The organism is Curtobacterium sp. PhB136, from assembly GCF_004346855.1.
Lineage (GTDB): Bacteria > Actinomycetota > Actinomycetes > Actinomycetales > Microbacteriaceae > Curtobacterium.
In genome coordinates this window covers 190,454-201,437 of sequence record NZ_SMGH01000007.1, presented here as the reverse complement: position 1 = coordinate 201,437, position 10,984 = coordinate 190,454, and the positions used below count along the sequence as shown (strand labels likewise).

The window sequence follows — 10,984 nt, the reverse complement described above, 5'->3', positions numbered from 1 at the left end:
CGCATATCCTTGATGACCGGAGCACGTCCGACGGACGTTCCCCGCGCCTCCAGACCGATTGAGAGTTCCGTGACCATCGAGCAGCCCGTCGAGGACCCGCACGCCTACGACTTCCGTCGTATCCAGGACAAGTGGCAGAGCCGCTGGGAAGAGCTCGGCCTCTTCACCATCGACCCCGAGGACCGCCGTCCGCGGAAGTACATCCTCGAGATGTTCCCGTACCCCTCCGGCGACCTGCACATGGGCCACGCCGAGAACTGGGCGCTCGGGGACTTCGTCGCGCGCTACTGGCGGCAGCAGGGCTTCAACGTGCTGCACCCGATCGGCTGGGACTCCTTCGGGCTGCCCGCCGAGAACGCGGCGATCAAGCGCGGCGTGGACCCGAAGGACTGGACCTACGCGAACATCGCGCAGCAGAAGGCCTCGTTCAAGCGGTACGCGCCGTCCTTCGACTGGACGACCGAGATCCACACCTCGGACCCCGAGTACTACAAGTGGAACCAGTGGCTGTTCCTCAAGATGTACGAGAAGGGCCTGGCGTACCGCAAGGACAGCTGGGTCAACTGGGACCCGGTGGACCAGACCGTGCTCGCCAACGAGCAGGTCCTGCCCGACGGCACCTCCGACCGCTCCGGTGCCGTCGTCGTCAAGAAGAAGCTGACGCAGTGGTACTTCAAGATCACCGACTACGCGGACCGGCTGCTCGACGACCTCAACCAGCTCGAGGGCCGGTGGCCGTCGAAGGTCCTCGCCATGCAGCGCAACTGGATCGGCCGCTCGGTCGGTGCTGACGTCGACTTCGTGATCGAGGGCCACGACGAGCCCGTGACCGTGTTCACGACGCGCCCGGACACCATCCACGGTGTGACGTTCCTCGTGGTCGCACCGGACTCCGACCTCGCTGCCGCCCTGGTCGCTCCCGCGTCGCCGTCCGTCCGCTCCGCGTTCGAGGACTACCTGACCGCGACGCAGAAGACATCGGAGATCGACCGGCAGAACGCCGACCGCCCGAAGACCGGCGTGCCGCTCGACCGGTTCGCGATCCACCCCCTCACCGGTGAGCGCCTGCCGATCTGGGCCGCCGACTACGTGCTCGCCGACTACGGCCACGGCGCGGTCATGGCCGTGCCGGCGCACGACCAGCGCGACCTCGACTTCGCGCGCGCGTTCGACCTGCCGGTGAAGGTCGTCGTGGACACGAACGCCGCCGTCACCGGGGCGATCCCCGTGATCACACCCGACATGTCGCTGGCCGACCTGCCGTCGCTCGACCCGGCGACGACCGGTGAAGCGCTGACGGGCCAGGGCCGGATGATGAACTCCGGGCCGCTCGACGGGATGTCGAAGCAGCACGCGATCACCGCCGCCATCAAGCTCCTCGAGGAGCGCGGCACCGGCCGTGCCGCCAAGACGTACCGCCTCCGCGACTGGCTGATCTCCCGCCAGCGCTTCTGGGGCACCCCGATCCCGATCATCCACGGCGCCGACGGCACCGAGCACCCGGTGCCGCTCGACCAGCTGCCCGTCGTGCTGCCCTCGACCGAGGGCCTCGACCTGAAGCCGAAGGGCACCTCGCCGCTCGGCGGGGCGACCGACTGGGTGAACGTGCCGAACCCCGTCGACGGCACGCCCGCGAAGCGTGACGCCGACACGATGGACACGTTCGTGGACTCGTCCTGGTACTTCCTGCGCTTCCTGTCGCCGAACGACGACACCAAGGCGTTCGACCCCGAGATGGCACGCAAGTGGGCGCCCGTCGACCAGTACGTCGGCGGCGTCGAGCACGCGATCCTGCACCTGCTCTACGCCCGGTTCGTCACGAAGGTCCTGTTCGACCTCGGCTACCTCGACTTCACCGAGCCGTTCTCGGCGCTGCTCAACCAGGGCATGGTGCTCTCCGGCGGCTCGAAGATGTCGAAGTCCAAGGGCGGTGTCTCCCTCGGCGACGAGCTCGACGCGCACGGCGTCGACGCGATCCGCCTGGTGATGGGCTTCGCCGGCCCTCCGGAGGACGACATCAACTGGGAGGACGTCTCCCCGGCGGCCTCCGCCCGCTTCCTCGCCCGCGCCTACCGCCTGGCGACCGACGTCACCTCGACGCCGGACGCCGTGTGGGCCGAGGGCGACCGGGCGCTCCGCCAGGTCACCCACCGGTTCCTGGCCGACGCACCGGGGATGATGGAGTCGTTCAAGTTCAACGTCGTGATCGCACGGCTCATGGACCTGGTGAACGTCACCCGGAAGGCGATCGACAACGGCCCCGGTGCCGGCGACCCCGCCGTCCGCGAAGCCGTCGAGACCATCGCCCTCGGGCTCAGCGTCTTCGCGCCGTACACCGGCGAGGAGATGTGGGAGCGCCTCGGGTACACGTCCTCGGTGGCGACGTACGGGTGGCGGAAGGCCGACCCGACGCTGCTGGTGCAGGAGACCCTCACCGCGGTGGTGCAGGTCAACGGCAAGGTGCGTGACTCGTTCGAGGTCTCGAAGTCCATCGAGGCGGACGAGCTCGAGCGGCTCGCCCGCGGCTCGGCGAACGTGCAGCGGTACATCGGGGAGCGGGAGATCGTGAAGGTGATCGTCCGTGCGCCGAAGCTCGTGAACATCGCCATCAAGGGGTAGCGCGCTCCTCCGGTTCTTCCTGCACAGGGCGGAACCAGCAGCTGCTGTCCACAGTGTCTCGTCGCGGAGCCCGGCCGAACGGTCGGGCTCCGTAGCGTTTCCGCCATGTCCCGGTTCACCCTGACGCCCCGTGCGGCGCTCGTGCTCGCTGCGATCGTCGTCGTGGTGGCGCTGGTCGTGATCGTGCTCGGCGCGCGGGGTGGGGGTGCGGGCGGGACGGTGTCGGTGGACGGGGCGTCCGCGGTCCCTGCTGCCGGTGCGCCTGGTCCTGGTGTGCCTGCTTCCGGCGGTCCTGGTGGTCCTGCTGCTGCGTCGTCTTCTGCGTCGTCCTCTGCGGGGGCGGTCGTCGTGGTGCACGTGCTCGGGGCCGTGGGCCGGGCGGGGGTCGTCTCGCTCCCTGCGGGGAGTCGGGTCACCGACGCCCTTGCCGCGGCGGGGGAAGCCGCTGGCGATGCCGACCTCGCCCGGCTGAACCTCGCGCGGCCCCTCGTCGACGGGGAGCGCCTCTACGTGCCGAAGGTGGGGGAGGCCGAGCTGCCCGCCGCGCTGGACGCTGGTGTCGGCGGTGCTGGTGGTGCTGCGGGTGGTGCGTCGGCAGGCGTTCCCGGGGCGGGTGGGCCGTCGGACGTGATCGACCTGAACACGGCGGACCAGACCGCGCTCGAGACCCTGCCGGGCATCGGGCCGGCCCTCGCCGGGCGCATCCTGGCGTGGCGTGACGAACACGGGCGGTTCGCCGCGGTCGAGGACCTGCTCGACGTCGCGGGCATCGGGGACGTCCGGTTCGCCGAGCTGCAGGACCGGGTGCGGGTGTGAACGTCGCGCCGGACCGGACCGACCTGCGCATCGCTGTGCCGGCTGCTGTCGCGTGGGTCGCGGCCGCGGTGCTCGTCGGGGTGCCGGACCGGGGCTGGTGGGTTGCCGGTGGGGCGGGCTGCGTGGTCCTCGTGGGGGTGGTCGTCGTGTGCTCGGGTGCAGGGCGTTCGGGTGCCGGGCGTTCGTCTGTGGCGCTCCGCGTCGCTGCTGCGTTCGTGGTCACGTCGGTGGCCTTCGTCGGAGTGGTCGGGGTCGCGGTGGCCGTCGCGGAGCCGGGTCGTTCGCCGGCGGTGCTCACCGCGGTCCTCGGCCGGACGGTACGGGTCGAGGCGGTGCTCGATCGTGACCTCGGCGCCGGGGACCGGTCCGTGGTCGGGACACTGTCGGGGGTCGACGGGATGGATGAGGTCCTCGGTGCGCGTGGCCTTTCCGGGCTCGACGTGCCGGTCCGGCTCGTCCCGTCGCGGGACACCGACGCGCCGTCCGTGCTCGGTGCCGGGACGCGGGTCTCCGGCTCCGGGGTGCTCGAAGCGGACGGACCGGGATCGGCCACCGCGTTCGTCGTGTTCCTCCGCGGCACCCCGGCCGCGTCGCCACCGACCGGGTTCCTCGCCGGGACGAACACCGCGCGGTCGGCGTTCGCTGACGTGACCTCGCAGCTGCCGCAGCCGGGCGGGTCACTGCTCCGTGGTCTCGCGATCGGGGACCGGAGCGGGCTGGACCCGGCGACGGAGACCGCGATGGAGACCAGTGCGCTCACCCACCTCACCGCCGTCTCGGGATCGAACTGCGCGGTGATCGTCGCGCTCGTCGTCGTGCTCGGGAAGGCGGCCGGGCTCGGGCGGGTGACACGAGCGGCGTGTGCGGTCACCCTGCTGCTCGGGTTCGTCGTGCTGGTGCGTCCGGACCCGTCGATCCTCCGGGCGACCGTGATGGCCGTCGTCGTCCTGGTCGTGCACCTCGCGGGGCGTCCGGTGCGGGGCGTCCCGCTGATCTGCCTCGCCGTGCTCGGGATGCTCGTCGTCGACCCCTGGTTCTCGCGTTCCTTCGCGTTCGGGTTGTCGGTCCTCGCCACGAGCGGCATCGTCGTGCTCGGACCGCCCCTGACCGCGGTGCTGGCTCGACGGTGCTGGACGCCGATCGCCGCGGCCTTGGCCGTGCCGATCGCCGCGCAGGTAGCGTGCTGGCCGCTGACGATCCCACTCTCCGCCGCGCTCCCGACGTATGCGGTGCCCGCGAACCTCGTCACCGAGCCGCTCGCGCCGGTGGTCACCGTGCTCGGGCTCGGCGCGTGCCTGCTCGCACCCGTGTGGCCGGCGGGAGCGGCGGTCGTCGCGGCGGTCGCCTGGGCGCCGGCCGCGGCCATCGGTGCCGTCGCCCACGGTGCCGCTGCACTGCCGTTCGCCGCGGTGCCGTGGCCCACCGGGCTGCTCGGCGTCGGAGCGGCCGCGACGGTCAGCTCGGGGCTCGTCGCCGCGGTGCTCGTACCCGCAGCACTCCGGACGCGGGTGCTGCTGATCGCGGCGGTGGTCGGGGTGATCGGCATCGCGTCGACGCTCGTCCCGCGGGCGATCGTCCGGGCCGGGCTCCCCGGCGACTGGGCGATCGCGGCGTGCGACGTCGGCCAGGGGGACGCGGTCCTCATCCGCAACGGGGCGAGCACCGCGCTGGTGGACGTCGGGGACGACCCGGAGCGACTGCGCGCGTGCCTGGACCTGCTCGGCGTCGACCGGATCGACCTGCTCGTGCTGACGCACTTCGACCGCGACCACGTCGGCGCCGTGGACGAGGTCGCTGCCGACGTCGACATCGCGCTGACCGGGTCGACCGGACGACCGGCGGACGATGCCGTTGTCCGTGACCTGCAGCGGGCAGGAGTGGACGTGCGACGGGGCGACGACGGCGTCGCGGGGCTGCTCGGTGCCCTCCCGTGGCGCGTGCTCTGGCCGCGGGCGAGCGACTCCGCGAACGGCAACGACGCGAGCATCGTGCTCGCGGTCGGTCCCTCGGCACCGTCGTGCACGTCGTGTCTGTCGGGCGTGTTCCTCGGGGACCTCGATGCCACCGCGCAACGCCGGCTGCGGGGGAGCGCCGGCATCGAACCGGTCGACGTCGTCAAGGTGTCGCACCACGGTTCGGCGGACCAGGACCCGGTGCTCTACCGGGAGCTCGCGGCGCCGGTCGGGCTGATCGGCGTCGGCGCGGACAACACCTACGGACACCCCACCGACCGGGCGCTGTCGATGCTGGCGGCAGCGGGGACGACACCCTTCCGTACCGATCTGCAGGGCACCGTCGTGGTGCGCCGGGGGACCGAGGGCCCAGAGGTGTGGACCGAGCGGGCGTCCGCCGACCCCGTGCCGTCCGCGTCGGGGGTGGCCCGTAGACTCGGAGCCGCACCGTCGGAAGGAACGCATGCCCGCCAAGAAGCCCGCGCGCGCCGCCGCGAAGATCGACCAGGTCCCGTGGTCGGGCATCCGTCCCGCGCCCGTGATCCTCGTGACCGGGCCGGAGACGTTCCTCGCAGAGCGGGCGACCGGCATGCTGCGCGACCTGCTGGTCGGCGAGGATCCTGCGCTCGAGGTCCACGACCTCGAAGCGGACCAGTACGCCCCCGGCCTGCTCGCGACCCTCGCCAGCCCGTCCCTGTTCGGCGAACCCCGGCTCGTGCGGGTGACCAACGTCGAGAAGTGCACGGACGCCTTCATCACCGAGACGATCTCCTACCTCGGCAACCCCGCCGACGACGTCACCCTGGTGCTCCGACACGGCGGCGGGGTCCGGGGCAAGAAGCTCCTCGACACGATCCGCAGCGGTGTCGGCGGCGGGATCGAAGTCCAGTGCGACGAGCTCAAGCGGGAGACCGACCGCATCGACTTCGTGAACGCGGAGTTCCGCGCCGCCCGACGGAAGATCGCGCCCTCCGCCGTCCGCACCCTGGTCGCGGCGTTCGCGGACGACCTCGCCGAGCTCGCGGCCGCGTGCCGGCAGCTGCTCGCCGACGAAGCGCAGGAGATCACGGACAAGGTCGTCGACAAGTACTACGGCGGCCGCGTCGAGACCAACGCGTTCAAGGTCGCCGACATCGCGCTCGCGGGCCGGTCGGCTCCGGCGATCGTCGAGCTGCGGCACGCCCTGTCGACGGGTGAAGCGCCCGTGCCGATCGTCGCGGCGTTCGCGAGCAAGATCCGCACGATGGCCAAGGTCAGTGCCTTCCGGGGCTCCAGCGGCCAGGCGGCTTCCGCGCTCGGCATGGCGCCGTGGCAGGTGCAGCGTGCCCAGCGCGACGTCGCCGGGTGGAGCGAGGCCGGCCTCGCGAACGCGATCATCAGCATCGCCGAGGCGGACACCGCGGTGAAGGGTGGCTCGCGCGACGCGCACTACGCGCTCGAGGTCATGGTCCGCACCATCGCCCGTCGCGGCGAGGACCGCTGAGTCGACCCGAGCCTCCCGTCGGTCCGCGCACGCGCGCGCGCCCGCACGCGCGCGCCCGCCCGTCGCGGCCCGGCGCCCGGCGGTCGGCGGTCGGCGGTCGGCGGCGCGAGCGGGCGCCGCACAACGCAAACCACTTCGCACCACGGAAACGCGTGGTGCGAAGTGTTTTCGGTTGTGCGGAGCCGAGCCGAGCCCCGCGCGTCACCAGGTGGCGGCATCGGCGCCGGCGCCGCGACCCGGCTGCTGTCCGTCCGCGGCGCGAGCGGGCGCCGCACAACGCAAAACACTTCGCACCACGGAACCACGTGGTGCGAAGTGTTTTCGGTTGTGCGGTGCCGAGCCGAGCCGCGCGCCCGCCGTCAGCGAGACCCGCGCCACCCCGCCCCGCCCCGCCCTGCCCCGCCCCGCGCCGTCCCACCCACCCCCCGGAACGACGAAGGCCCCGCACCATTCGGTGCGGGGCCCTCAAGCGTCAGCGGCTCAGAGCGCGCTGACCTTCTTCGCGATGGCCGACTTGCGGTTCGCGGCCTGGTTCTTGTGGATGACGCCCTTGCTCACGGCCTTGTCGAGCTTCTTCGACGCGACGGCGAGAGCGGCGGTGGCCTTCTCCTTGTCGCCGGCGACGATCGCCTCGTTGGTGTGACGGATGAACGTCTTGAGCTCGGACTTGTAGGCCTTGTTGCGCTCCGTGGCCTTGAGGTTGGTCTTGATGCGCTTGATCTGCGACTTGATGTTCGCCATGTGGTGCTCCTGCTTCGTCTCGTACGGGTGAATGCGACCGCTGGGTAGAGGGGCCCTTGGTCGTCTCGCGTTCCACCCGTGGGCGGGGAACGCGCAAGCCAGCAAGCAACACTACCAGGCACGGAACAGCGGTTCAATGCGCGCGACACGCGTCACCGCGCGGAAACACGCGGGCGTTACCGTGTTGGGCATGCCGTCCCTCGCACCTCGGATCGACACCGTCCCCGCCTCCGGCATCCGCCGGGTCTTCGAACAGGCCGCCCTGCTGCAGGCCGAGGGCGATGACGTCACGATGCTCGTCATCGGCGAGCCGGACGTCCCGGTCGCGGCGCACATCGCCGACGCCGCCAAGCGGGCGTGGACCGAGGACCGCACCGACTACACGCCGAACGGCGGCATCGCACCGCTCCGGAGGGCCATCCAGGAGAAGCTGCTCCGCGAGAACCGCATCGAGGCGGACCTCGAGCAGATCTGGGTGACGGTCGGGGCGACGCAGGCCCTGTTCCAGGCGATGACGCTGGTGCTGAGCCCGGGCGACGAGCTCCTCGTGCCGGACCCCGGCTACACGACGTTCACGATGAACGCGCACATCATCGGGGCGACGCCGGTGCCGTACCGGCTGGAGCCGCAGCACGGGTTCGAGCCGGACCTCGACGCGCTCGAGGCGAGCATCACCGAGCACACCCGGGCGATCGTGGTGAACTCGCCGTCGAACCCGCTCGGCTCGGTGTTCGGCGAGGACACCCTCCGGAGCATCCTGGCGCTGGCGAAGCGGCACGACCTGTGGGTGATCAGCGACGAGGTCTACGAGTACTTCACCTACGACACCCGGCACGTGAGCCTGGCGGCGCTCGACGACGACGACCGGGTGTTCACGGCGTTCTCGCTGAGCAAGACGTACGCGATGACGGGCGTCCGTGTCGGGTGCCTCGTGACGCCGAAGGGCCTCGGTGCGACGATGCGGACCACGCAGGAGGCGATGATCAGCTGCGTCGCCGAGCCGGACCAGTACGCGGCCCTCGCGGCGATCGTGGGGGACCACTCCGCGGTGCGCGACGCCCGGGAGCACTACCGCGCCAACCTCGCGGTCGCGACCGAGGTCCTCGACGCCGCCGGCATCCGCTACAACGACCCGCGCGGCGCGTTCTACCTGTGGATCGACATGGCGCACGCCGCCCAGGGTGACGTCGCGGAGTGGGCGCTCGCGTTCCTGCAGCACGAGAAGGTCGCGGTCGCACCTGGCAGCGCGTTCGGCCGGACGGGCGAGGGCTGGATCCGGATCTGCCTGGCGGCGACCCCGGAGGACCTCCGGCGCGGCCTGGGCGCGCTGCCGGCTCCGGCGCACGCCACCGTCTGAGCGGACGGCCGGCCGGGACCCCGGACGGGAGGCTCGGTGCACGCCCGCCACGCCCCGCACCGTGCGAGGGGCGCACCACACCCCACACCCCGCACCGCAAGCGCGCCCAACCGTGGGACAATCGTTCGACCGTCCGACCCACCTGAGGAACCGTGAGCCCACAAGCAGCAACTCCGCTCGAGCCCGCCGCGACTCCGGCCGACGCGATCCGCAACTTCTGCATCATCGCGCACATCGACCACGGCAAGTCGACGTTGGCCGACCGCATGCTCTCGATCACCGGCATCGTCGAGGACCGTGCGATGCGCGCCCAGTACCTCGACCGCATGGACATCGAGCGTGAGCGCGGCATCACGATCAAGTCGCAGGCCGTCCGCATGCCGTGGGAGCTGGACGGCCAGACCTACGCGCTGAACATGATCGACACACCCGGGCACGTCGACTTCTCGTACGAGGTCTCCCGGTCGCTCGCCGCGTGCGAGGGCGCCATCCTGCTCGTCGACGCTGCCCAGGGCATCGAGGCCCAGACGCTCGCGAACCTCTACCTGGCGCTCGAGAACGACCTGCAGATCATCCCGGTCCTCAACAAGATCGACCTGCCCGCCGCCGACCCCGACAAGTACGCGGCCGAGCTCGCGCAGCTCATCGGCGGCAAGCCCGAGGACGTCCTCCGCGTCTCCGGCAAGACCGGCGTCGGCGTGCCGGAGCTCCTCGACCTGGTCGTCCGGACGGTCCCCGCCCCGGTCGGCACGGTCGACGCCGCGCCCCGCGCGATGATCTTCGACTCGGTCTACGACAGCTACCGCGGTGTCGTGACGTACATCCGCATGATCGACGGCTCGATCGCCCCGCGCGAGAAGGTCCAGATGATGTCGACCAAGTCGACGCACGAGATCCTGGAGATCGGGGTGTCGAGCCCGGAGCCGATCCCGACGAAGGGCCTGTCCGTCGGCGAGGTCGGCTACCTCATCACCGGCGTGAAGGACGTCCGCCTGTCGAAGGTCGGCGACACCGTCACGAGCGCTCAGCGTCCGGCGACCGAAGCCCTGCCCGGCTACACGGACCCGAAGCCGATGGTGTTCTCGGGCCTGTACCCGATCGACGGCTCGGACTACCCGGACCTCCGCGAGGCGCTCGACAAGCTCAAGCTCTCGGACGCGGCGCTCGTGTACGAACCCGAGACCTCCGTCGCGCTCGGCTTCGGCTTCCGCTGCGGGTTCCTCGGGCTGCTGCACCTCGAGATCATCACCGAGCGGCTCTCCCGCGAGTTCGGCCTCGACCTCATCACGACCGCGCCGAGCGTCATCTACGAGGTCACGAACGAGGACAACACCGTGACCGAGGTCACGAACCCGTCCGAGTTCCCGACCGGGCGCATCGTCGAGGTCCGCGAGCCCATGGTCCGCGCCGCGATCCTCGCCCCGAAGGACTACGTCGGCGCGATCATGGAGCTCTGCCAGCAGCGCCGCGGCTCCCTGCTCGGCATGGAGTACCTCGGTGAGGACCGCGTCGAGATCCGCTACCAGATCCCGCTCGGCGAGATCGTGTTCGACTTCTTCGACCAGCTGAAGAGCAAGACGCAGGGCTACGCCAGCCTCGACTACGAGCCGATCGGCGACCAGGCGGCCGACCTCGTCAAGGTCGACATCCTGCTGCAGGGCGACCAGGTCGACGCGTTCAGCGCGATCGTGCACCGCGACAAGGCGTACGCGTACGGCACGCTGATGACCGAGCGGCTCCGCAAGCTCATCCCGCGTCAGCAGTTCGAGGTCCCGATCCAGGCGGCGATCGGCGCCCGCATCATCGCCCGCGAGAGCATCCGCGCGATGCGCAAGGACGTCCTCGCGAAGTGCTACGGCGGTGACATCACCCGCAAGCGCAAGCTCCTCGAGAAGCAGAAGGAGGGCAAGAAGCGCATGAAGACCATCGGTCGGGTCGAGGTCCCGCAGGAAGCCTTCATCGCGGCGCTCTCCGGCGACGTCGAAGAGAAGAAGAAGTAGCGCGAAGCGACAGTGC

General features: G+C 71.1%; 6 protein-coding genes. 5 read left to right on the top strand and 1 reads right to left on the bottom strand.

The annotated features are described in order from the left end of the window. Positions 1 to 69: 69 nt before the first annotated feature. The 3 genes from leuS to holA all read left to right on the top strand — a co-directional run bounded on the left by leuS (position 70) and on the right by holA (position 6,870). Positions 70 to 2,619 (top strand): leucine--tRNA ligase, encoded by a 2,550-nt coding sequence (gene leuS / locus EDF27_RS12975; RefSeq protein WP_132049188.1) that lies wholly within the window; start codon positions 70 to 72, stop codon positions 2,617 to 2,619. 105 nt (positions 2,620 to 2,724) lie between these two features. Beyond that, positions 2,725 to 3,435 carry a ComEA family DNA-binding protein gene (locus EDF27_RS12970; protein ID WP_132049186.1) on the top strand — a complete coding sequence of 237 codons (711 nt, stop codon included), beginning with the start codon at positions 2,725 to 2,727 and terminating at the stop codon, positions 3,433 to 3,435. A gap of 2,415 nt (positions 3,436 to 5,850) precedes the next feature. Then, entirely contained in the window at positions 5,851 to 6,870 is a 1,020-nt protein-coding gene (holA, locus tag EDF27_RS12955; protein WP_123653124.1) for a DNA polymerase III subunit delta, read from the top strand. A 480-nt stretch (positions 6,871 to 7,350) separates the two neighbouring features. On the opposite strand, the gene rpsT is transcribed toward holA, so the two are convergent. Continuing rightward, on the bottom strand, positions 7,351 to 7,611 hold the full coding sequence (gene rpsT / locus EDF27_RS12950) for a 30S ribosomal protein S20 (protein WP_123653125.1): 261 nt from the start codon (positions 7,609 to 7,611) through the stop codon (positions 7,351 to 7,353). Positions 7,612 to 7,801: 190 nt separating this feature from the next. Here rpsT and EDF27_RS12945 point away from each other — a divergent pair, with 190 nt between their 5' ends. Further along, entirely contained in the window at positions 7,802 to 8,968 is a 1,167-nt protein-coding gene (locus EDF27_RS12945; protein ID WP_132049181.1) for an aminotransferase class I/II-fold pyridoxal phosphate-dependent enzyme, read from the top strand. Between the two features lie 152 nt (positions 8,969 to 9,120). Next, positions 9,121 to 10,968, top strand: coding sequence for a translation elongation factor 4 (lepA, locus tag EDF27_RS12940; protein WP_132049179.1), 1,848 nt, complete (start codon positions 9,121 to 9,123; stop codon positions 10,966 to 10,968). Positions 10,969 to 10,984: the final 16 nt, after the last annotated feature.